Source organism: Yersinia sp. Marseille-Q3913, from assembly GCF_963892745.1.
Classification (GTDB): Bacteria; Pseudomonadota; Gammaproteobacteria; order Enterobacterales; family Enterobacteriaceae; genus Yersinia; species Yersinia bercovieri.
Genome location: NZ_CAWQAF010000006.1, coordinates 16,585 through 39,175 on the forward strand (window position 1 = coordinate 16,585; position 22,591 = coordinate 39,175).

The window sequence follows — 22,591 nt, forward strand, 5'->3', positions numbered from 1 at the left end:
TACATTTTGGTGTTGGTAAAAATGCTGAAAATTGGCGACGGATTAATTAAAAGGAATAGGAAAAACGTGCCAGAATTTGTGTTGGATCCTTTATCGGTGAGGTGTCAGACAATAACCGGCCACGATTGACTTCAATATCCAACTTAAGATCGCGGTAATTGATACTGGCACCAGCACTAAGCCCCATTGCGCTGGCCCAATTTTGTTGTGGTTGTTGAATGCGGCCAATATCAAGGCCCAGGCGCGGTGTTAGGGTGATATCACCCAGTGCAATGTTGTGTGATAGCGTATTTTGTAAGTACCAGCCATTATCCGCCGATAAGGTATTGCGACTAAAACCACGAATAGCACTGCTATCGGTAATACTTAGCCACTCGACACCCGGTAGGCGGTCGTGGGAGTATTGGCCGTAGAACTGATTGCTAAATAGATAAAAATCATCAAATAGTTTGAAATATTGATTGGAGGTCACGGCGAGTTTAGCTTTGGAGAATTGGCTATCCTGATAACGGGCTGACAGATTATGGTCAGCACCCAGTAATGATAATCCCTGCTCAATGCTGAAATTAACGTTGAATATACCTGTGGGTAAAATGTGCAGGTGATTAACACCTAATTCGAATACTGTGAGTGTTGGGCTATTGACAGCAATTCTCTGGTCATTAAGGTAGTTTTCAGCCTGCTTATAGGTCAGTTGGGCGCTCAAGCCATTAATTTGGTCTTTATCGCGATAGAAAACATAATCTGTGCGTAACCCATGTTGCTGAGTTTTACCTTGCAGTTCGATGGTATTAAACTGCAATTGCACTGGGTAAAGGTATTCGGAGTAACTGCCAAAACCACTGAAGGTTAATGCACCGTAGGGCACGGAATAAAATAGCGAATAGGCACGGCTATAATTTTTTTGTGGGTTATCGGTGGTGCCTGTGACATTTAAACTAATGGAATCTGATAGCCCAAGCGGGTTATCAAAAGAGAGCGTATTGCGGCTTAACCATTTTCCGGTATGTTCATTGCCGTAATTATCGAGTGATGTTGTCAGGTGCCAGGGTTGTGAACGGGTATTATTGAGTTTGAGAATTGACCCTCCCGGTAGGGTGCCCGGTAAGATATCCACAGTTATTTTGTTTGAAGGTAAGCGGTTGGCTTGATCTAGCCCTTGGTCAAGCTGGGTAATATTCAGTGGCTTACCGATCATGTTCGGGAAAATAGTTTCACCATTTAACTCCGGATCATTACTTTCAAATTTCTCAATAAAGCCCTCGGTGACATTCAAGCCCAGTTCACCATCGGTATCGGTCGGTATAAACTGGATACGTGTCGTGATATAGCCTTTCGTCAGATAAATATGAGTGAGTTCTCGGGCCAGCATATTGACATTTTCACTGCCAATACATTGTTCAGGCATGGCACTTAAATGACTCAAATCATCGGGCGTTAATAAGGTAATACCCTGAATATAAACACCATTGATGGGTAAGCATTTTTCGGTGTTTTCCAGTTCTGGTGCATTGCTCTCAGCATCTGGTATTAATTCTGTTTGTTTAAGTTGTGTCCGGCGGCGATCTTCTATTAAGTGATTAATTTCATTGCTGCTGTTTTGTAAGCTTTGACGTGATTCATCAATGGGGAAGGGGATGTCTATTCCTGGCATCGTATTAGCTTGAGCGCCCGTGCTCAATAATAACCACAATGTAGTGCGTTTTTTGATCATAATGTCCGATGGGGGAGATGTACTGACCAGACAAATTAATGAGCAGGCCCTCCTTCTCCATCCTTGAGTCAAATTTACGGGCAGCACAATTACCGTCCCTAAGGAATAAGAACGACAGGGAAATAGCGGGATTAAGGGATATTCATAAATGATAGCAAGATAATTATATTTTAATATTAATCTGATATTGAATGGCTAGATTCAGATTTAATTAAAGTATATTCAGGTTAATACTGGGTGTTGTTTGGTTTTTTTTTGTGGAGGGAAATAGCATGGGGGAGAAAATCCGCCACCACTGCACTGATGATAGCCACCATCGACATGAAGCGAGTATCCTTAATCGTCAGTGTCAGAGATGAAAAACCGGACGAAATTGCCCGGTTTATTTACGCAGTCTGCTTGTTATTCAAATCGCATATTTTCAAACAGCGTTTTACTCAAATAAGTTGTGATGCAGTGTTTGCACCACTTTTTCGGCATCACTGCCGGGGATCAGGAAGCAGAGGTTATGGCTGCTGGCGCCGTAGCAAATCATGCGAATATTGAATGGGTCGAGCACGCCAAACACCTCTTTGCCCACACCGCAGGACTGTGACAGCTTGTTGCCGATAATCGCCACCAGTGCCAGACCCTCTTCCACTTCTACCCGACACAGGGAGGAAAGCTCAGTCAGCAGTGAGGTGGTCAGCAGGCTACCCGCCGTTGATGTCGAGCCAGTGGTATCCAGCGTCAATGCCACACTCACTTCTGAGGTGGTGATCAAATCAACGGAAATATTGTGGCGCGCCAAAATGTTAAACACTTCGGCCAGAAAACCGCGTGCATGTAGCATATTCAGGCTATGCAGGGTCACCAGAGTCTGATTGCGACGCAGCGCCAGGGCACGGAATAGCGGTGGGTTTTCGGTTTCGTTACACACCAAGGTGCCGCCGGCGGCGGGATCTTTACTTGAGCCGACAAACACCGGAATGTCGCTGCGCACTGCCGGTAATAGGGTGGCAGGGTGCAATACTTTGGCGCCAAAGGTCGCCATTTCAGCCGCCTCTTCAAAGGCAATTTTATCGATGCGTTTTGCCGATAGCACCACCCGTGGATCAGTGGTGTAGATCCCTGGCACGTCGGTCCAGATATCAATGCGGCTGACGTTAAGCGCTTCGCCCAGCAGTGCGGCGGTATAGTCACTGCCGCCACGGCCAAGGGTGGTGGTTCGGCCTTTGCTTTCACTGCCGATAAACCCTTGGGTCACCACAATGGCGTGCTGGATACGCGGAGCCAACTGGCTTTGGGCCAGTTCAACCAATAGCGCGCTATCCGGTTCTGCGCGGCCAAAACGGTCATTGGTCCGCATGATTTTACGCACATCAAACCACTCTACCGCCGCTTGACGCTGGCGCAGCAGCTCGACAAACAGCAGGGTCGACATCAACTCGCCGTGGCTGACCAGCTCATCCGTCAGTGCCGCCGAGGTCGCCAGACTGGCCGCTTCTGACAGCATGGCGATGTTTTCCAACATGCGGTCAATCTCTTCGCGGATCACCAGCGGATCGGCGAGTTTCGCGAGAATAGCGTCTTGAATTCGGCGAATTTCATCCAAATGGTGCTCGCGTTGTTCTGGTTCGCAGCCATCGGCAAGGGCGACCAACAGATTGGTAATTCCGGCAGAGGCCGACAGGATCACCAAACGAACGTCCGGGTTCGATAAAACCACATCCGCGCTGCGGCTCATGGCATCAAAATCAGCCACACTGGTGCCGCCAAATTTGGCGACTACGGTCGCAGAAGGGGGGCGGTTAGTCTGTTGTTGCATAGCGGAAATCATCTAAAAAACCTCGTGTCAGGGGTGTCAGCTTGGGGGCATCTGTATTTTCTCTGTACAAGGGAATAACGGGTTATCGGCTTTCTGTCAACGATATGACTATAAGGTATTTTCATCTTTAATAATTAGCCCCGTCATATCACTAAATTAACTGGATACTGGCTGAGATGTGGGCGGCTGCTAAGATTGAAACTCTTAACACGAACTGGCGTAGCAAGAAAACAGGGATGAGATCAAGTGTTGTTTCGAGAGATAACACCTATCGCAAGAAAAGAGATCTCAATCACACCCGAACAGGATACAATTAGGCCATTCGTTTCATTATCCTTAAGCCTAGAAGAGCGCCGCTATGAAAAATATCAATCCTAGTCAAACCGCTGCCTGGAAAGCGTTAGAGCAACACTTTGAACAGATGAAGGATGTCACAATCCGCAGCCTGTTTGCCAAGGACGACCAGCGTTTCAGCAAGTTTTCAGCCACTTTTGATGATCAAATGCTGGTGGATTTCTCTAAGAACCGCATAACCTGCGAAACCATGGAAAAGCTGCAAGCTCTGGCGCAAGAAACTGATTTAGCTGGCGCGATTAAGTCCATGTTCTCCGGTGAGAAAATCAACCGCACGGAAGGCCGCGCCGTGTTGCATGTTGCACTGCGTAATCGCAGCAACACGCCAATTATCGTGGATGGCAAAGATGTGATGCCAGAAGTGAATGCGGTGCTGGCCAAGATGAAGCAGTTCTGTGATCGCGTGATTGGCGGCGAGTGGAAAGGCTATACCGGCAAAGCGATTACCGATGTGGTGAATATCGGCATCGGTGGCTCAGATCTTGGCCCTTATATGGTGACCGAAGCGCTGCGCCCTTACAAAAATCATCTGAATATGCATTTCGTTTCTAACGTCGATGGCACCCACATTGCCGAAACGTTGCGCCCGCTGAATCCAGAAACCACGCTGTTCCTGGTGGCGTCGAAAACCTTCACCACCCAAGAAACCATGACCAACGCCCACAGTGCGCGCGACTGGTTCCTGTCTGCCGCCGAAGATGTGAAGCACGTCGCCAAACACTTTGCAGCATTGTCCACCAATGCTAAAGCAGTCGGTGAGTTTGGTATTGATACCAACAATATGTTTGAGTTCTGGGACTGGGTCGGTGGCCGTTACTCCCTGTGGTCAGCTATCGGCTTGTCTATCGCGCTGTCAGTGGGCTTTGAACACTTCGAAGAGTTGCTCTCTGGCGCACATGCCATGGATAAACACTTTGCCGAAACCCCAGCGGAGAAGAACCTGCCTATCCTGCTGGCGCTGATTGGTATCTGGTACAACGACTTCTTTGGCGCAGAAACTGAAGCTATCCTGCCTTACGACCAATATATGCACCGTTTCCCCGCTTATTTCCAGCAGGGCAATATGGAGTCCAACGGTAAGTATGTGGATCGTAACGGTAATCCGGTTGATTACCAGACTGGCCCAATTATCTGGGGCGAACCTGGCACCAATGGTCAACATGCGTTCTATCAGTTGATCCATCAGGGCACTAAATTGGTTCCTTGTGATTTCATTGCTCCAGCTATCAGCCATAACCCGCTGAGTGATCATCACGCCAAGCTGCTGTCCAATTTCTTCGCGCAAACAGAAGCGCTGGCGTTTGGTAAATCACTGGCTGAGGTTGAAGCTGAATTTGCCGCTGCCGGTAAAACTCCTGAACAAGTGGCACATGTTGCGCCGTTCAAAGTGTTTGAAGGTAACCGCCCAACTAACTCCATCCTGCTGCGCGAAATCACGCCATTTAGTCTGGGGGCGTTGATTGCGCTGTATGAGCATAAGATCTTCACCCAAGGGATTATCCTGAACATTTACACCTTCGACCAATGGGGTGTTGAGCTGGGTAAACAACTGGCTAACCGCATTTTGCCAGAGTTGGCGGATGATAAAGATGTGACCAGCCATGACAGTTCAACCAATGCGTTGATTAACTGTTTCAAGAGCTGGCGTTAAGCTTACAGGCTTAAGCTCCTTGATCCGTGCTTATTAGCCTCTTACTCGTAAGGGGCTTTTTTTCGGCTCGGGTAATTTTACCGACTTTAACTGGGGGTATTTATGGCCAAAAATTCGCGTTCGCAGTGGATAGCCAAAAATCTGCAACGGTTGTTGAATGTGGGATTGATTGTTTTGGCCGCTATTTTGGTGGTTTTCCTGATTAAGGAGACCTTCCATCTTGGTAAGGTGCTGTTCGTGAATAATCAGGATGCGTCCTCTTACATGTTGATTGAGGGGATTGTGATTTACTTCCTCTATTTCGAGTTTATCGCCTTGATTGTGAAGTATTTTGAGTCGGGTTATCACTTCCCACTGCGCTATTTTATCTATATCGGCATCACCGCCATTATTCGGCTGATTATTGTCGATCATGAAAATCCGATTGATACCCTGATCTATTCCGCATCTATTTTATTGCTGGTGGTGACTCTGTATCTGGCGAATACCGATCGTCTTAAGCGGGAATGACCCATAAAAATGGCGGCCATTAAGGCCGCCCTAAAGACACAGTACCAGAGGAAAATACCCTTCTTACTTGAAGCTGTAGCGTTGTTAGCTGCTCTCTCTCACCCGAATCACTGACCTGAGTCAGCTCATCGGGATTCACTCGTTTGCTGCCTAGCTACAACTCCAATTACTTTGGGTATTGAATAATGAAATCTTTAACCTTTCACCCCTCCGGCGGTTAGCCCACCCACCAGCCAGCGCTGTGCCAGCAGGAAGACGGCGGTGATCGGAATGGCGGAGAGCACGGCGGCAGCGGCAAAGTCGCCCCACAGGTAGTTTTGTGGGTTCAGATATTGCTGCATTCCCACAGCCAGGGTGTAACTGTTCACATCACGCAATAGCAATGAGGCAACTGGCACTTCGGTGATGGCGGCAATAAACGACAGAATAAACACCACGGCTAAAATTGGTACTGACAGCGGTAAAAGTACCAGTCGGAAAGCTTGCCATGGAGTGGCTCCGTCCAGAGCGGCGGCTTCTTCCAGTGAGTTATCAATGGTTTCGAAGTAGCCTTTGATGGTCCAGACGTGCAGCGCAATCCCGCCCATATAAGCAAAAATCACCCCGCCATGGGTGTTCAACCCGACAAACGGCAGATATTGCCCGATACGGTCAAACAGGGCATACAACGCCACCAATGAGAGCACCGCTGGGAACATTTGGAAGATTAGCATCCCTTTGAGCAAGGTGCTTTTGCCACGAAAACGCATACGCGCAAAAGCATAAGCGCAGGTGGTGGATAGTGTCACAATGCCCATTGCGGTGATCACCGCAATCTTGATTGAGTTCCATAACCACAACATGACTGGGAACGGCGGTGGGGTCACACTGCCGTCAGCATGGGTCACACTCATGCCTAGTGCCAGCTTCCAGTGTTCCCACGAAATTTGATCGGGGATCAGGCTGCCAGTGGCAAAGTTACCGGGCCGCAGCGAAATGGTGATAACCATCAGTAGCGGGAACATAATCAGCGCGATAAAGCAGAGCATCAGAAAGTGAGTGCCCCATAGACGCAAACGTTGGGATTTAGGTTGAACCATGGCCATCTGCATCTCCTCCTTAGTCGAAATTCATTTTGCTGGCTTTCAAATTCAGTATCGCTAATGCGCCTACCAGAATGAAAATCAGGGTTGCAATGGCGGCTGCCAAACCAAAGTCCTGCCCGCCGCCGCCTTCAAAGGCGATGCGATAGGTGTAGCTGACCAGCAAGTCGGTATACCCCGCAGGGGTGGTGGTGCCTATCATATCCGGGCCACCATTGGTCAACAGCTGAATCAGCACGAAGTTATTAAAGTTAAAGGCAAAACTGGCAATCATCAGCGGCATCAGTGGCTTAATCAGCAGCGGGAAAGTGATGCGGAAGAAGTTCTGGAATGGCCCTGCGCCATCCATTGCCGATGCTTCATAGAGATCATCAGGGATAGCCTTCAGTAGCCCCATGCACAGAATCATCATATAGGGGTAACCGAGCCAGGTATTGACGATCAAAATCATGCTTTTCGCGGTGATAGGGTCGCTGAACCAGGCCGGTTTGATGCCAAATAAGTGATTCAGCATCAGGTTGATTTCACCGAAACTTTGGTTAAATAATCCTTTGAAAATCAATATCGAGATAAAAGCGGGCACGGCGTAGGGCAGGATCAGTAGCACCCTATAGATGGCTTTGCCTTTCAGGGAGTCCCATTGCACGACGCAGGCCAGCACCATCCCCACCGCGACGGTCAACACCACAGTCAATAGCGAGAAAATAATGGTCCAGATAAAGATGGAGATAAAGGGCTTCTGGATGCCCTCATCGTGCAGCACTCGCAGGAAGTTTTTCCAGCCAATGGTGACGGTAAAACCGGGGCTGAGTTTCTCATTTTCCCACTGCCCATCAGCGCTAACGGCCTGATAGAAACCGACATCTGTATTGGGCCGATAGATAACGCCAGTCTGCTTATTGATAAGCTCTTTACCATCCGCGCCCAAGGTGTAGAGTGGGCTGGTTTCGGCAAATTGGCGCAGTGAACTCATGCGCAGTTCGCCACCGTCTGGCAGGATAGCCACTAATCCACTCAGCGCCTGACGATTCTGGGTAATGATCCGCAGGGAGGCGCGTTCGCCACTCTGTTCAGCACTGGCCGGGGTCACTTTGACGCTATGTTCGCCAACAGCATCAAAGCTGAATGGCTCAGAAATCAGGACGGTATTGTCATCGGGATTGGTCAGTTGCAAGCGCCATTGGTTACCGCTTGGATAGAGACCAAAAGTGAAGGTTTTACCGGTTTGGAACTGCCGATCCATCAAGACGGATTGGGCGCGCTCGAAGGTTAATTGGTTGGTGCTGCTATAGTTGGTAAAAGCGATGGCGATGGTACAAATCAGTGGAAACAGGACAAACAGCCCCATCCCTGCCACGCCGGGATAGACATAGCGCCAGGCATAAGCGCGACGATTTGCGAAAACATACAGCCCCAGACTCACTAGAATCAGCGTCACTATGGCAAAAAGATATTCACCTTGAGCATACATCAACACGATCAAATAGCAGGTTAAGAGACTTAATGTGCTGATAATCAGCCACTTAAGTGCATCACTTTGCCACCAGGCAACTCTCTTTTTATGGCTTTGGGATAACAGCATAATGGTCCCTTTTGTGACGATTTGGTGATTCTATTGATTAACAGCATTACGACTGAAAACTGGGTGGGGCACAGCGAACTGTGCCCCTTTTGCAGGTGAAACTGTTATTTGGTGATACGGGCTGCCGCGTCGTTCAGTGCCGCTTCCACAGTCTGACGCCCAGTGATGGCGTTCAATACCGCACTGCGAGTGGCATACCAGAAGGCGGCCATTTGTGGAATGTTCGGCATGATTTCGCCTTTGGTGGCGTTATCCATGGTCGCAGCAATACGTGGATCTTTTGCCAGTTGCTCTTGGAATGATTTCAGTGCAACCGCGCCCAGTGGCTTGTCTTTGTTGACTTCAGCCAGACCCTGGTCGGTTATTAGGTAGTTTTCCAGGAATTCAGTGGCGAGCTCTTTGTTCGGGCTGGCGGCGTTAATACCGGCAGTCAGAACACCGACGAACGGTTTGGATGGCTGACCATGGAAGGTTGGCAGCAAGGTCACACCGTAGTTGATTTTGCTCTTATCAATGTTAGACCACGCCCATGGGCCATTGATGGTCATCGCAGTTTCACCTTTGTTAAAGGCGGCTTCAGCGATGGAGTAATCCGTATCCGCATTGATGTGCTTGTTCTTCACCAGATCGACGATAAATTGCAAGCCCGCTTTAGCACCGGCATTGTTCACGCCGACGTTTTTCACGTCGTAAACACCGTTTTCAGATTTGAAGGCGTAACCACCGTCAGCGGCGATAAGTGGCCAGGTGAAGTAGGGTTCTTGCAGGTTCCACATGATGGCGCTCTTGCCATTGGCCCGCAGCGTTTTGTCTAGCGCAGGGATCTCTTCCCAGGTTTTCGGCGCTTCTTTGACCAGATCTTTATTGTAAATCAGTGACAGTGCTTCAACCGCCACTGGGTAACCAATCAGCTTGCCATTAAAGCGAACCGCGTCCCATGTGAATGGGAACAGTTTGTCCTGGAAGGCTTTCGATGGGTGCAGCTCAGCCAGCAAGCCAGATTGTGCGTAGCCGCCGAAACGGTCATGGGCCCAGAAGATAATGTCCGGACCATCGCCAGTTGCCGCCACTTGTGGGAATTTCTCTTCCAGTTTATCTGGGTGCTCGATGGTCACTTTAATGCCGGTGTCTTTCTCAAATTTCTTACCGACCTCTGCCAACCCGTTATAGCCTTTATCGCCATTGATCCAGATAACCAGTTTACCTTCTTCAATCTTGGCAAAAGCAGAGGAGGAGAGCACCAACGTGGTTAACGCTGAAAGAGCCAAAACACGTGCGGTCTTACCAATGCCGGATTTTGTGAAGCTGCGAGTCATAATCCAATCCTTTTATCCAATTTTGTGGGTACTCACTTTCTTGAGAATCATTAGCTGTAAATTCTCTAGCCTACTTTCAGGCCGGTGTCGCCGTGAATCACTCAGTGAGGAGGGTGTGGCAGCGTGGCAAAAATGTTGAGCTGCAAGCCAGTTATTGCACTGACCAATACATTACGCTGACATATTGAGTCACAACCGGATACAGCATCATCCTCCCCCCCTCTACGCCCCCCGACGAGTTATTGTGACCCACTTAACATTGCTGCCTATTCTGTGGTGTCAGGCACAATAATGCAGGTCGAAATTTGCAAGGCAGATCACGTATTTGTATTTACAGTGGAACTTCTGCCTACCCCGGTCGTTCCCTCATCCTCCTATCTCCTCCCCCATGAAAAACTTTGTTACGGATGATTACCTAATAGTGTCACTCCCGCATTATCGGCAACATTGAAAAACGGCACCGCCACTGAAACTGCATCAGCAGCATAGAGACATCGTTACCAACAAAATGCGGTTGTTCGGTTAATTATTACCCAGCCAGATCAAGACGTTGAAGCGTTAACTCACGCGTCGCCCTATACTCAGGCCGCGACGTCGTCCGGGGCAACCGGCTTAAAGCCTGGCGGAACGACGCGTAGCCAGAGAGTTATCAGGGCTGGGAGTTATCGATGGGTTATGCCGGGATTTGCTTCCGCCATTTTTCTTCATTCAGGTTTTTATGAAAAGTTGTTTGCGAAAGCAAAGGAGTAACAGATGGCTAATGTCACGCTGAGTGGCGTTTATAAAGCCTTTGGTGAGGCTGTGATCTCCAGAGATATCAATCTGGAGATCGATGACGGTGAATTTGTGGTGTTTGTTGGCCCATCCGGATGTGGAAAGTCAACGCTGCTGCGGATGATTGCCGGTCTTGAGGACATTACCTCGGGTGAGTTGCTGATTGGTGGTAAGCGGATGAATGAAGTGCCGCCTTCTGAGCGCGGCATCGGCATGGTGTTTCAGTCCTATGCACTTTATCCCCACCTGTCGGTAGCAGAGAACATGTCGTTTGGCCTGAAATTGGCGGGTGCAAAAAAAGCTGAAATTAACCAACGGGTGAATCAGGTAGCAGAAGTGCTGCAACTGGCTCACCTGCTGGACCGGCGGCCAAAAGCGCTATCAGGAGGTCAGCGTCAGCGAGTGGCGATTGGTCGCACCTTGGTGGCTGAGCCGGATGTTTTCTTGCTCGATGAACCGCTATCCAATCTGGATGCCGCACTGCGAGTACAGATGCGCATTGAGATATCGCGGCTCCATAAGCGGCTGCAACGCACCATGATTTACGTCACCCATGATCAGGTCGAAGCCATGACTCTGGCCGACAAAATTGTGGTGCTGGACGCCGGTAATGTGGCGCAGGTGGGTAAACCACTGGAGCTGTACCACTACCCAGCCAATCGCTTTGTTGCGGGCTTTATCGGCTCGCCAAAAATGAATTTTTTACCGGTTAAAGTGACCGCCGTTGAACCTCATCAGGTGCAGATCGAACTGCCAAATCCCAATGGCCAGTTAGTGTGGCTACCAGTAGAAGGCACTCAGGTTCAAGTCGGCGCGAATATGTCTTTGGGGATCCGCCCGGAACATCTGCTGCCAAGTAATGCCTCTGAAGTCACGCTGGAAGGTGAGATTCAGGTGGTCGAGCAGCTGGGTAACGAGACTCAAATTCATATCCAAATCCCGGCAATACGTCAGAACCTGGTTTACCGCCAGAACGACGTGGTGCTGGTAGAAGAAGGTGCAACATTCTCCATCGGTCTGCCACCACATCGCTGCCACCTCTTCCGCGAAGATGGCACCGCATGCAAGCGGCTGTACCAAGAACTGGGCGTCTAATGATAGCCGCGCCCGGTGACGGCAAATGTTAAGCACGCATGCCGACAGGCAAATATAACAGGAGATTACTGATGACTACTCTGCGCAAGTTACCGATAGCACTGGCTGTTGCCGCTGGTGTCCTTTCCACTCAAGCCATGGCAGTTGATTTCCACGGGTATGCTCGTTCCGGTATCGGTTGGACGGGAAGCGGTGGCGAACAACAATGTTTCAAAGCGACAGGTGCTCAAAGCAAATACCGTTTGGGTAACGAGTGTGAAACTTATGCGGAAATTAAATTAGGCCAGGAGTTGTGGAAAGAGGGCGATAAGAGCTTCTACTTCGATACCAACGTGGCATATTCCGTTGCGCAACAGAATGACTGGGAATCTACTTCACCGGCTTTCCGTGAAGCCAATGTGCAGGGTAAGAATCTGATCGAATGGTTGCCAGGTTCCACTATGTGGGCCGGTAAACGTTTCTACCAACGTCATGACGTCCATATGATTGACTTCTACTACTGGGATATTTCTGGTCCTGGTGCTGGTGTAGAGGCTATTGATCTGGGCTTCGGTAAGTTATCTCTGGCTGCAACTCGTAACTCTGAAGCGGGCGGTTCAAGTGCCTGGATTGATAATGCACGTAAAGATGCTGACCACACGGCCAACGATGTGTTCGATGTCCGTTTAGCCGGTTTAGAAACTAACCCAGGCGGCACTCTGGAATTTGGTGTGGATTATGGCCGCGCCAACACTCAGGACGATTATGCGTTAGCACAAGACGCCTCTAAAGATGGTGTTATGTTCACTGTTGAGCATACCCAAAGCATGATGGGCGGCTTTAACAAGTTTGTGGTGCAGTATGCAACAGATGCCATGACATCATCACAATCAGGTCACTCCGAAGGCGCAAACATTAATAACAACGGCCACAGACTGCGGGTTATCGACCACGGTGCCATTAATCTGGCTGAGAAGTGGGACATGATGTATGTCGGCCTGTATCAGGATACTGATTGGGACAACAACAACGGCACCACCTGGTACAGCGTGGGTGTGCGCCCAATGTACAAATGGACCCCAATCATGAGTACCTTGCTGGAAGCAGGCTACGACAATGTTAAGTCACAACGTACCGGCGACCGTAACGGCCAGTACAAACTGACCTTGGCGCAACAATGGCAGGCAGGCGACAGCATTTGGTCACGTCCGGCCATCCGTGTCTTCGCAACTTATGCTAACTGGGATGAGAAGTGGGGCTATAACGATGTTCGTGGTAGCGCGGACAATGGTTTAGCGCAAAATGGCACCATTGGTACTGACAGCCGCGGCAAGAGCAACGAAGTCACCTTCGGTGCGCAATTCGAAGCTTGGTGGTAACAGAAGTGTCGCAGCCGTCCTTTGGGGCGGCTGTTCTGTTTTGATTCCTGTTTTTAACAAGATAAGTCTATATACCCTAAATAATTCGAGTTGCAGCCAACACCCCTGTAGCTTGAAGTATGACGGGTATAATTGGTTAACTCTGCCAACCTTGCCTGTGCACAGTTAGCGCCGACGCTCAATGTATGAGGGTATAATAATGAAAAAGAATCTGCTGACACTCTGTCTGGCATTGGCTCTGGGGATCACCGCACCTCTGGCAGCCGCCGACTCAACCATTTCTCCGGCGAATGTTTCTATCGCGCCGACTATCAGTACCGCCACATTACAGCAGTTGCCATGGCAGCCATTAGTGCCACCGGCGACCCAAGACATCAAACTGACAGCTGCCAGCCCGCAAATCTCGCAAGGGAATATTGAAGGGGCGGTTGCTGCTTTTGCATTGCCTGCCGATCGTGGATCGATGGAGATCACTCTCAGCAGCTTAGTGACCGATAACCAGCTGTTCTCCCCTAGCGTATTAGTACTCGACGAGCAAATGCGCCCGGCCGCGTATTACCCCTCCAGCTATTTTACCTATGAAAAAGCGGGCATCATGACCAGCGACCGCCTGCAAGGGGTGATGAAACTGACGCCAGCGCTGGGCCAGAAACAAATTTATCTGCTGGTGTATACCACGCGCGAAGATCTGGCAAAAACCACCAAACTGCTTGATCCGGCCAAAGCTTACGCCATGGGCGTGGGTAATGCGGTGCCAGATATTCCAGACCCAATTGCCAAACATACCCCAACGGGCAACTTGAAAATCAAAGCCACTGCCGAGCAAGGCATGGGTAATGTCATGATTGGTTTGATTCAGTCAGCACCGGTTTCGGCCCCAGTAGTGGTGGGCAGCGCCGCTCAACCCGCAGCGGTAGCGGCACCAGCAAAACCAGCAGAACCGATGCTGAGCGAGACTGAAAACTACTTCAACCAGGCGATTAAAGACGCGGTGAAATCCGGCGATGTCGATAAGGCGCTTAAATTGTTGAACGAGGCGGAACATTTGGGCTCAACTTCAGCCCGAAAAACCTTTATTGGTAGTGTAAAAGGCAAGGGTTAAATCCCGGCACTGCCGAGTATGGCTCGATGGTTGGTGCGTTTCGACGCACCTTTTTTATTGGGGGATTATAAGCGGCTACTGCGCGCTGTCTGCACCTAAACTACTGCCGCTCGCTACGCCTTGTTTCGTTGTGGTATTTCCCAATAAGTGGCTGACGGCGTCTTTACGATCTGCCGGTTCTCTCCGTGGCATGCACCGATCTTCTATTCTCTCTTTCTCTATCCGCTGAATATATCCGAGTTAATTGGTTGTTGTGGTTATGATAATCAGCTGCCGCCACAGCGCCATTCTGCGCTACAATGGCACTCTATTTGGTCACTGTTTTATCCCCAGCAGGGAGCGAGTCGCATGTCTACCGGCGATGCATCAATTTTAAAACCTATCCAATGGTGTGCCATTGAGCAGCCAAATATTCCCACTGATATCGCTGACTGGCTGATGGAGTTGGGGTCGATGACGCGGCGTTTTGAGCAACATTGCCAGCGGGTGCACGTCGAACCGCAACGGGAGTGCTTTATTACGCGCCGTGAGTTAGGTGAAGATGCAGAGCATTTACCCGTAAGCGAACGTTATTGGCTGCGGGAAATCATTTTGTGTGGTGATAATGAACCCTGGCTACTAGGTCGCACGGTGATCCCTGAGGAGACCCTGTCCGGCCCTGATCGTGCACTGGTAGATTTAGGCACATTACCGCTGGGGCGCTACTTATTTGGTGGCGACAATTTAACCCGGGATTATATTCAGGTGGGGCGACAGGATGCACTATGGGCGCGCCGCTCGTTGCTGCGCCTGTCTGGCAAGCCTTTGTTACTGACTGAAGTTTTTTTACCGGCCTCGCCGCTTTATTCGGTTTCAGCCGGTTGATGTGGCGGTGAGATTTAGGAGATGGATAAATTGAAGGGAAGTATTGTTCAGAGCAAATGGCTGGCCTATTGCCGTTTGATGCGTATTGATAAACCAATTGGCTCATTACTGCTGCTGTGGCCGACCCTGTGGGCGCTATGGTTGGCGGGGCAAGGCATCCCTGAGATGCGGATACTGGCAGTCTTTGTCTTAGGGGTCTTTTTCATGCGCGCGGCCGGTTGTGTGGTGAATGATTATGCTGACCGACATATTGATGGCTTTGTGAAACGCACCGCCTCCCGGCCATTACCCAGCGGCATCATCAGCGAAAAAGAGAGCAAAATCCTATTCGTGCTCCTGGTGCTGCTCTCGTTTGGTTTAGTCTTAACCCTCAATCTCATGACCATCGCGCTGTCGCTGGCGGCACTGGCACTGGCCTGGATTTATCCGTTTATGAAACGGGTCACCCATCTGCCACAGGTGGTCTTAGGTGCAGCCTTTGGCTGGTCAATCCCCATGGGCTTTGCTGCGGTCAGCGAAAGTTTACCGCTGGTTTGCTGGCTGCTATTACTGGCCAATATCTGCTGGACAGTGGCTTATGACACTCAATACGCGATGGTTGATCGTGACGACGATCTAAAAATTGGCGTGAAATCCACCGCCATTTTGTTTGGTCAGTATGACAAACTGATCATTGGTTTGCTGCAACTGGCCACGCTGGTGCTGCTGGTGGTCATAGGCTGGTTGATGAATCTAGGCGGGGCATTCTACTGGTCAATTTTGCTGGCGGGAGCGCTGTTTGTTCATCAACAGAAGATGATTGCCGGGCGTGAGCGGGACGCCTGTTTCCGTGCGTTTTTGAATAATAATTATGTGGGACTGGTGCTGTTTTTAGGCATTCTCATCAACTACATGTAAGCAATGACAAGACGCTAAAAAAATGGCCAGATGATCAATCTGGCCACTCCAATTTTTACCCTGAAGGATTAATCTTCCGACTTATCCTCTGCCTCAGGTTCCGGCAGTTGGTTGCTGGTTTCTGCTGGCATACTGACACTTTCAATCGTCAGCTTCACTTCTGGCGTCATCAAGGCGCTCAGCATGTTATACACTTCCAGCGTATGGGCCTGAACCGCATCACCGCTATCACTGATATAACCCTCTTCACGTAGGGTGCCGACCAGTGTTGAAAAGACCGCTTTATCAAAGAATTCCGGTGCGTTAATCCCATGCAGCACGGACAAACGCTGCGCCATGATGCGGCTCTCTTTCTCCAGCGCGCCACGGTTGATGCTGGGGTTGGCACTGAGTAGCGACAGCGTAATTGCGTAGCGTTGCAGTGTTTCTCGCACCCCGGCGGCCAATAGTTGCAGCGGGCGAATACGGGCCGGATTCAGCACTAATTCGTTCCCTTTGTCGCAAATCAACTGTTGGCGAGCCAGTTCATCAATCAAGGTATCTAGCGTCTGCGGCAACTGCTCTTTGCTGTAATGCAGGAACAGTTCAGCCTTCAACATCGGGTAAATCATGCTGATTTGACGCAACAACTCGGCGCGGGTAATGCGACGCTGGTACATCACCATGCTGGCAATCAGAGACGGCAGTATCAGCAAGTGCTGGATATTATTGCGATAGTAGGTCATCAGCACGGCTTGTTCCCGTGGCAGGATGATAATGTCACCGATATTATCTTTCTCCACCTCAAACTTATTCATATTCAAGGCGTGATTCAGTAACTCTTCCGGCGTTTTATCCGGCACGGTGACATCTTTCGCATAAGGTACATTGCGCATTAGTTGCAGGTAGCAGTCGAGCTGCTCAAGCAACTGTTCGCGGGTCAGTGAGCGCTGACGTGACGCTAACAACGCGGTAGAACAGAGGTTCATGGCATTGGCGGCGGCCGCATTGTTGATTCTGACCATAATCTTACCAGCCAAATCATTCACCGCTGGCGTCAACCAGCTTGGACGTTGGGCTTCAATCGGATCGATAGCATCCCGCCATTGCGGCACATTGCTGTTCAGATAGGTGGTCAGCGGGATCGGTTCACCAAAGTTAACATAGCCCTGACCGAGATTACGCAATTTGCGCAAGCCACGCAGCATCTGCAACAGGCTCTCTTTCTCTTTGGTCGCGCCACGTAGCTCTTTGGCGTAAGTGCCCACTTCCATCACATGCTCATAGCCGATATAAATCGGCACCAAGGTGATAGGGCGCGAACCGCCGCGTAGCATGGCCTGAATGGTCATCGACAGCGTACCGGTTTTTGGCTCCAGCAGGCGGCCGGTACGTGAACGGCCCCCTTCCACAAAGTACTCCACCGAATAACCACGGGTAAACAGCTCGCCCAGATATTCACGGAACACGGTTGAGTAGAGTTTGTTGCCCTTAAAGGTGCGACGAATAAAGAACGCGCCCAAGCGGCGGAAAATCGGGCCAGCAGGCCAGAAGTTAAGGTTAATACCGGCAGCAATATGTGGCGGCACCAGCCCTTGATGATAGAGCACGTAGGAGAGCAGCAGATAATCCATATGGCTGCGATGGCAAGGTACATAGACTATCTCATGACCATCTTGCGCCAGTTGCCGCACGCGCTCAGCATTATGGACATTGATGCCTTGGTACAAGCGGTTCCACGTCCAGCTCAATACCCGGTCAGACAGACGCACGGCTTCATAAGAGAAGTCCGCTGCAATCTCTTCCATCAGGGTAATGGCGTTCTGCTGCGCTTTCTCATGGGAGATTTTCTTGGTCCGCGCTTCATCAGCCACGGCTTTTTCAATCGCCTTGGAGGTTAACAGCTTTTGGAACAGATCCTGACGGGCCGGCAGACTTGGGCCAACAGCCGCCAGGCGTTGACGTGAGAAGTGCATCCGCGCCACACGCGCCAGCTTATGGGCGATGGTTTTATCTGTGCCGTGTTCGCTGGCCATACGGCGCAGTGAGACCGTGGTTGAGAAACGGACAAAGCTATCGCGCCCTAGCCACAAGACGGCAAAGAATTTCTGTATGCCGTTAAGCACGCGCAGATGTGGTGTACCATGACCTTCACGGCCTGGTGAGCGGCCAAACATCACGGAAACAGGCAGCATCTGGATATCCAGCGCCGGATTATTGCGATGCAGATCCAGATAATCGTGGAAGAGTTTTACCGACTCCTGTTTAGGCGCGTAATAGCGAAAGACCCTCGGGCCATTGTCGATAAACACATGGCTGGGAAGTAGCACGCCATCGATCTCCAATGGAATCAATGGGTCGGGCAGATCCAGCGCCTGACACTGTGCTCGCAAAGTCAGTAAATCAGCCTTAGAATTGTAAGGCAAAACGTACAGAATAGGACGAGACGGGTCTAACCCTAACTCAGTCACAGGATCTGCCGGAATAACCTTGCTTTTTACCAACAATTTAAGTGGTAAATTCAACAACTTATAATATATTTTACGCCAACCTGACATAACTACATGAAGCCTCTTGTTAGCAATTCATCGCAAGGATACCAGAAACTGGTTTTTAGATCTGTGGTGATGAGACAACAGAAAGCGGTAAAAATCATCATCTACTTAAGATAAAGGCAATAAAACATGGCGAATCAAGTCACAGGGCTCACTCGAATCTATAAAGCAGCGGGATATTCTGCGAAAGGCTTATGCGCAGCCTGGAAGCATGAAGCGGCTTTTCGCCAAGAAACTGTCGCTGCCATCATGGCTATCATACTGGCGTTTTGGCTGGATATAGATGCTGTAACGCGCATTTTATTAATTAGTAGTGTCGTATTAGTGATCATTATCGAAGTTATCAACAGTGCGATTGAAGCTGTGGTAGACCGAATCGGCAGTGATTTCCACGAGCTTTCAGGACGCGCGAAAGATATGGGTTCCGCCGCCGTGTTTTTAGCTGTTTTGTTAGCCATTTTCGTCTGGATAACCGCACTTTGGCACCATTTCGGTTAATGTAATCGCCAATAGCGGAGGAGTGAGTTCACAACAGGACACAAATAAGCTGTGATTAATCCCTGTTTTTATTCACTCTTTGGTTCCCAACACCCGCTTACCTGTATATACTCACAGCAAGACTGTATAAACAAACAGGGGGCGGAATGAAAGCACTTACTACCAGACAGCAAGAGGTTTATGACCTGGTTCGCGATCACTTAGCGCAAACCGGCATGCCACCGACCCGTGCTGAAATTGCGCAGCGTCTGGGGTTTCGCTCTCCTAACGCCGCTGAAGAGCATTTAAAAGCACTGGCCCGTAAGGGTGTGATTGAGATTGTCTCTGGCGCTTCCCGTGGCATTCGTTTGCTGATGGAAGAAGAAGATGGCCTGCCACTGATTGGGCGGGTTGCCGCAGGTGAACCCCTGCTGGCACAGCAACATATCGAAGGGCACTATAAAGTCGATCCATCGATGTTTAAGCCAAGCGCAGATTTTCTGTTGCGGGTTAATGGGATGTCGATGAGAGATATCGGTATTCTGGATGGCGACCTGCTGGCGGTACACAAAACGCAGGATGTGCGGAACGGGCAAGTAGTTGTCGCCCGCATTGATGATGAAGTAACGGTAAAACGCCTGAAAAAACAGGGTAATATCGTGCAACTTCTACCAGAAAATAGCGAGTTCCAGCCGATTGTTGTTGATCTGCGAGAGCAAAGTTTCACCATTGAAGGATTGGCCGTTGGCGTCATCCGTAATGGCGACTGGATCTGATTTTAGTGTTCTCTATATACCCTTCGCGTCAGGAGGGTATATTCGCCATCTCCCTCTAAATGGCTTAATTATATTTAGATTGAGAACATTCCGACAATACGCTATTACCTCCTGTTTTAGCTAAATATTATCAGTGCTTATTTTTTCTTTTCCATCACAATCCCAGTGATAAATATTATCCAGACTTCAATTATCAGTCTCTTCTGCTATAGTTATTCCTACGATAAGCATCGTGACGATATTTAAATAAGCAATGACTGTGAATGGTCAAACTTAAATAATGCCGTTGTAATAAATAGCGAATGTTCGTCGTACTAAATAAACTGACTCATCACAAGCTAACGGAGATATCATGAACAAAGATCAAGCCGACGGTAACTGGAAGCAGTTTAAAGGCAAAGTGAAAGAGAAATGGGGTAAGCTGACCGACGATGACCTTAAGGTTATTGAAGGTAAGCGGGACCAGTTGGTCGGGAAAATTCAGGAGAAGTACGGCTACCAGAAAGAGCAAGCCGAGAAAGAAGTTAAAGCCTGGGAAGACCACAGTAAATATCACTGGTAACAGCTGCGTTAAATGGAATTAAGTTTATATTGATGTAAATTAATTTAGTTTCTCGCTTAGTAACATGCTTATTATTAAATCTACATTTTATTGCTGATTATTTAATTATCAGAAGATAACCATTTTTAATAAAAAGCATTTCATCAGACTGAGTATTTATATCAATGCGACACAAGGAAGTGTTTTATTTCTCTTTATTTATTATCCTGCCGCCTTACGAGCGACAGTCTATTTACTCTCGCCAGAGCACTATTTCTTTTTGGTCACAATCGAGTGATCGTGATCGCAATGATCATGGCTGTCACAGGCTTCAACGACTCCGCATTCAGCACACAAACCATGAGCTTCAACCACGCTATGACGCAGGGTAAAACCTGATTGTTTGGCTAATTGCGCCAGCGCTTCTTCGATACCCACTGTGGTACGTTCTGTCACTATCTTGCAGCGATCACAGATAAATAGCGCCGAAGTATGGGTTGGCTCTTCAAAATGATGGCACAGCACATAGCTGTTCGCTGATTCAACACGGTGAATAAACCCTTGTTCCAGTAAGAAATCCAACGCGCGATAAACGGTCGGCGGTTTGGCCTGAGGCTCAGAAATGCGCAGTAAATCCAATAAATCATACGCGCTGATTGCGCCAGGCTGTTGCGCCATTAAGCGTAATACTTCAAGACGTTGCGGTGTCAGCCGGACGTTACGTTGTTGGCATAAGCTTTCAGCCTGAGCCAGCAGTTTTTCCTGATTGATAGGGTTCATCATATACATCCCGCAGCATTCGAATTGAACTGATTTTACCATATTTACTGTTAATCGCCGATAGATGAAAAGGTGAGGGGAAGGCGGGTATCACAATTCTGGCATGTCACCGCTGCCACCGCTTCATTATCACTTATCATATAGCCTCACCATCACGCGAGCAGCCATGGCAAGGTTCTATGGTATAATCGCAAATTCCATCCCTTTGTACTGTTCACTTAGTGAGCAAATCAATGGATAATAGATGCAGTAATAACAGATGAAATCACAGTAAATGCACGAAGCTCAGACATTTTCCAGCACTCAGGCCACTAAGCCGCCATACCCCCTACAACGTTTTTCCGTCGCGCCGATGCTCGACTGGACAGATCGCCACTGCCGCTATTTTCATCGTTTGTTAACCAAACAAACTTTGCTCTATACCGAGATGGTCACCACTGGTGCCATTATTCATGGTAAAGGCGACTATCTGGCTTATAGTGAGCAGGATCATCCTGTCGCGCTGCAACTCGGTGGTAGCGACCCGCAGGCATTAGCGCATTGTGCCAAACAGGCTGAGCTTCGCGGATACAATGAAATAAATCTGAACGTAGGTTGCCCCTCTGACCGCGTGCAGAATGGTCGTTTTGGTGCCTGCTTAATGGCTGAGGCTAATCTGGTTGCTGATTGCATTAAAGCCATGCGTGACGTGGTTTCTATTCCAGTCACAGTGAAAACCCGTATTGGGATTGACCAACTGGATAGCTATGAGTTTTTGTGCGAATTCGTGCAAACCGTCGCTGAGCAGGGTGAGTGTGATATTTTTACCATCCATGCACGAAAAGCCTGGCTCTCAGGGCTTAGCCCGAAAGAGAACCGCGAAGTGCCGCCACTGGATTATGAGCGGGTTTATCAGCTCAAACGTGATTTCCCTGCATTGACCATTGCCATTAATGGCGGAGTGAAAACGCTGGCTGAAGCCAAAGAGCATCTCAAATACCTTGATGGGGTGATGATGGGGCGTGAAGCTTACCAAAATCCAAGTATTTTGACGCAAGTGGATCGCGAGCTGTTTGATTCGAATGCTCCGGTAGTCGATAGCGTTAAGGCGATTGAAGCGCTTTATCCTTATATTGAGCAGGAGCTGTCACGGGGGGCTTATCTCGGCCATATCACTCGTCATATTTTGGGTATTTTCCAAGGTATTCCCGGCGCGCGTCAGTGGCGTCGGCATCTCAGTGAAAATGCGCATAAGCCCGGTGCGGATGTCTCTGTGGTTGAGCAGGCGCTGGCGCTTGTCACTCGGCCACAGTAAAGTTCACTATAAGTTAGTCAAATTGACCATGCCTATCGGGATATCGGATAGACTGTGGTTAGATCATAGTTAATAAATTCAAT

18 protein-coding genes are annotated in these 22,591 nt (G+C 49.3%); 11 read left to right on the top strand and 7 right to left on the bottom strand.

Translation table 11 applies throughout. The features are described from left to right. Positions 1-46 precede the first annotated feature (46 nt). Positions 47-1,714, bottom strand: a complete 1,668-nt coding sequence (locus AACW11_RS03030) for a ShlB/FhaC/HecB family hemolysin secretion/activation protein (RefSeq protein WP_212585907.1) — start codon at positions 1,712-1,714, stop codon at positions 47-49. Between the two features lie 433 nt (positions 1,715-2,147). Continuing rightward, entirely contained in the window at positions 2,148-3,533 is a 1,386-nt protein-coding gene (gene lysC, locus AACW11_RS03035) for a lysine-sensitive aspartokinase 3 (RefSeq protein ID WP_212585908.1), read from the bottom strand. Between the two features lie 346 nt (positions 3,534-3,879). Between lysC and pgi the strand changes: the two genes are divergently transcribed. Both pgi and psiE read left to right on the top strand, forming a co-directional pair. Next, entirely contained in the window at positions 3,880-5,526 is a 1,647-nt protein-coding gene (gene pgi, locus AACW11_RS03040) for a glucose-6-phosphate isomerase (protein WP_212585909.1), read from the top strand. A gap of 102 nt (positions 5,527-5,628) precedes the next feature. Beyond that, a complete protein-coding gene (psiE, locus tag AACW11_RS03045; RefSeq protein WP_212585910.1) occupies positions 5,629-6,036 on the top strand; it encodes a phosphate-starvation-inducible protein PsiE in 408 nt (135 codons plus the stop codon). Positions 6,037-6,230: 194 nt separating this feature from the next. On the opposite strand, the gene malG is transcribed toward psiE, so the two are convergent. The 3 genes from malG to malE form a co-directional block, all read right to left on the bottom strand. Beyond that, positions 6,231-7,121, bottom strand: a complete 891-nt coding sequence (gene malG / locus AACW11_RS03050; RefSeq protein ID WP_212585911.1) for a maltose ABC transporter permease MalG — start codon at positions 7,119-7,121, stop codon at positions 6,231-6,233. 13 nt (positions 7,122-7,134) lie between these two features. Further along, positions 7,135-8,700 (bottom strand): maltose ABC transporter permease MalF, encoded by a 1,566-nt coding sequence (gene malF, locus AACW11_RS03055; RefSeq protein WP_212585912.1) that lies wholly within the window; start codon positions 8,698-8,700, stop codon positions 7,135-7,137. Positions 8,701-8,804: 104 nt separating this feature from the next. Next, positions 8,805-10,016: a maltose/maltodextrin ABC transporter substrate-binding protein MalE gene (gene malE / locus AACW11_RS03060; RefSeq protein WP_005271231.1), complete on the bottom strand. Its 1,212-nt coding sequence runs from the start codon at positions 10,014-10,016 to the stop codon at positions 8,805-8,807. A 753-nt stretch (positions 10,017-10,769) separates the two neighbouring features. On the opposite strand from malE, the gene malK reads away from it, so the two are divergent. From malK to ubiA, 5 genes are all read left to right on the top strand, one after another. After that, positions 10,770-11,885: a maltose/maltodextrin ABC transporter ATP-binding protein MalK gene (gene malK, locus AACW11_RS03065; protein WP_005271232.1), complete on the top strand. Its 1,116-nt coding sequence runs from the start codon at positions 10,770-10,772 to the stop codon at positions 11,883-11,885. Positions 11,886-11,956: 71 nt separating this feature from the next. After that, positions 11,957-13,243, top strand: a complete 1,287-nt coding sequence (locus AACW11_RS03070) for a maltoporin (protein WP_212585913.1) — start codon at positions 11,957-11,959, stop codon at positions 13,241-13,243. Between the two features lie 199 nt (positions 13,244-13,442). Further along, positions 13,443-14,345, top strand: a complete 903-nt coding sequence (gene malM, locus AACW11_RS03075; protein WP_212585914.1) for a maltose operon protein MalM — start codon at positions 13,443-13,445, stop codon at positions 14,343-14,345. Positions 14,346-14,693: 348 nt separating this feature from the next. Then, a complete protein-coding gene (ubiC, locus tag AACW11_RS03080; protein ID WP_212585915.1) occupies positions 14,694-15,209 on the top strand; it encodes a chorismate lyase in 516 nt (171 codons plus the stop codon). Between the two features lie 30 nt (positions 15,210-15,239). Continuing rightward, a complete protein-coding gene (gene ubiA, locus AACW11_RS03085; protein WP_212585958.1) occupies positions 15,240-16,106 on the top strand; it encodes a 4-hydroxybenzoate octaprenyltransferase in 867 nt (288 codons plus the stop codon). 68 nt (positions 16,107-16,174) lie between these two features. On the opposite strand, the gene plsB is transcribed toward ubiA, so the two are convergent. Further along, positions 16,175-18,643 (bottom strand): glycerol-3-phosphate 1-O-acyltransferase PlsB, encoded by a 2,469-nt coding sequence (gene plsB, locus AACW11_RS03090; protein ID WP_212585916.1) that lies wholly within the window; start codon positions 18,641-18,643, stop codon positions 16,175-16,177. 126 nt (positions 18,644-18,769) lie between these two features. Here plsB and AACW11_RS03095 point away from each other — a divergent pair, with 126 nt between their 5' ends. From AACW11_RS03095 to AACW11_RS03105, 3 genes are all read left to right on the top strand, one after another. After that, a complete protein-coding gene (locus AACW11_RS03095; RefSeq protein WP_212585917.1) occupies positions 18,770-19,138 on the top strand; it encodes a diacylglycerol kinase in 369 nt (122 codons plus the stop codon). 146 nt (positions 19,139-19,284) lie between these two features. Continuing rightward, a complete protein-coding gene (gene lexA / locus AACW11_RS03100) occupies positions 19,285-19,893 on the top strand; it encodes a transcriptional repressor LexA (protein ID WP_004704739.1) in 609 nt (202 codons plus the stop codon). Positions 19,894-20,245: 352 nt separating this feature from the next. Then, positions 20,246-20,455 carry a CsbD family protein gene (locus AACW11_RS03105; RefSeq protein WP_212585918.1) on the top strand — a complete coding sequence of 70 codons (210 nt, stop codon included), beginning with the start codon at positions 20,246-20,248 and terminating at the stop codon, positions 20,453-20,455. A 249-nt stretch (positions 20,456-20,704) separates the two neighbouring features. Here AACW11_RS03105 and zur read toward each other — a convergent pair whose 3' ends face one another. Continuing rightward, positions 20,705-21,214, bottom strand: a complete 510-nt coding sequence (zur, locus tag AACW11_RS03110) for a zinc uptake transcriptional repressor Zur (RefSeq protein ID WP_212585959.1) — start codon at positions 21,212-21,214, stop codon at positions 20,705-20,707. 274 nt (positions 21,215-21,488) lie between these two features. On the opposite strand from zur, the gene dusA reads away from it, so the two are divergent. Beyond that, the gene (gene dusA, locus AACW11_RS03115) at positions 21,489-22,508 is read left to right on the top strand and encodes a tRNA dihydrouridine(20/20a) synthase DusA (RefSeq protein WP_212585919.1); all 1,020 of its coding nucleotides are present in this window, start codon (positions 21,489-21,491) and stop codon (positions 22,506-22,508) included. Positions 22,509-22,591 lie beyond the last annotated feature (83 nt).

Excerpts from the sequence above, each read along its gene's own strand:
- AACW11_RS03095 (WP_212585917.1), top strand. The coding sequence starts at position 18,770 with ATGGCGAATCAAGTCACAGGGCTCACTCGAATCTATAAAGCAGCGGGA.
- psiE (WP_212585910.1), top strand. The coding sequence starts at position 5,629 with ATGGCCAAAAATTCGCGTTCGCAGTGGATAGCCAAAAATCTGCAACGG.
- AACW11_RS03030 (WP_212585907.1), bottom strand. The coding sequence starts at position 1,714 with ATGATCAAAAAACGCACTACATTGTGGTTATTATTGAGCACGGGCGCT.
- malE (WP_005271231.1), bottom strand. The coding sequence starts at position 10,016 with ATGACTCGCAGCTTCACAAAATCCGGCATTGGTAAGACCGCACGTGTT.
- AACW11_RS03070 (WP_212585913.1), top strand. The coding sequence starts at position 11,957 with ATGACTACTCTGCGCAAGTTACCGATAGCACTGGCTGTTGCCGCTGGT.
- malG (WP_212585911.1), bottom strand. The coding sequence starts at position 7,121 with ATGGCCATGGTTCAACCTAAATCCCAACGTTTGCGTCTATGGGGCACT.
- malM (WP_212585914.1), top strand. The coding sequence starts at position 13,443 with ATGAAAAAGAATCTGCTGACACTCTGTCTGGCATTGGCTCTGGGGATC.
- pgi (WP_212585909.1), top strand. The coding sequence starts at position 3,880 with ATGAAAAATATCAATCCTAGTCAAACCGCTGCCTGGAAAGCGTTAGAG.
- lysC (WP_212585908.1), bottom strand. The coding sequence starts at position 3,533 with ATGATTTCCGCTATGCAACAACAGACTAACCGCCCCCCTTCTGCGACC.
- malK (WP_005271232.1), top strand. The coding sequence starts at position 10,770 with ATGGCTAATGTCACGCTGAGTGGCGTTTATAAAGCCTTTGGTGAGGCT.
- ubiC (WP_212585915.1), top strand. The coding sequence starts at position 14,694 with ATGTCTACCGGCGATGCATCAATTTTAAAACCTATCCAATGGTGTGCC.
- plsB (WP_212585916.1), bottom strand. The coding sequence starts at position 18,643 with ATGTCAGGTTGGCGTAAAATATATTATAAGTTGTTGAATTTACCACTT.
- malF (WP_212585912.1), bottom strand. The coding sequence starts at position 8,700 with ATGCTGTTATCCCAAAGCCATAAAAAGAGAGTTGCCTGGTGGCAAAGT.
- lexA (WP_004704739.1), top strand. The coding sequence starts at position 19,285 with ATGAAAGCACTTACTACCAGACAGCAAGAGGTTTATGACCTGGTTCGC.
- AACW11_RS03105 (WP_212585918.1), top strand. The coding sequence starts at position 20,246 with ATGAACAAAGATCAAGCCGACGGTAACTGGAAGCAGTTTAAAGGCAAA.
- dusA (WP_212585919.1), top strand. The coding sequence starts at position 21,489 with ATGCACGAAGCTCAGACATTTTCCAGCACTCAGGCCACTAAGCCGCCA.
- zur (WP_212585959.1), bottom strand. The coding sequence starts at position 21,214 with ATGAACCCTATCAATCAGGAAAAACTGCTGGCTCAGGCTGAAAGCTTA.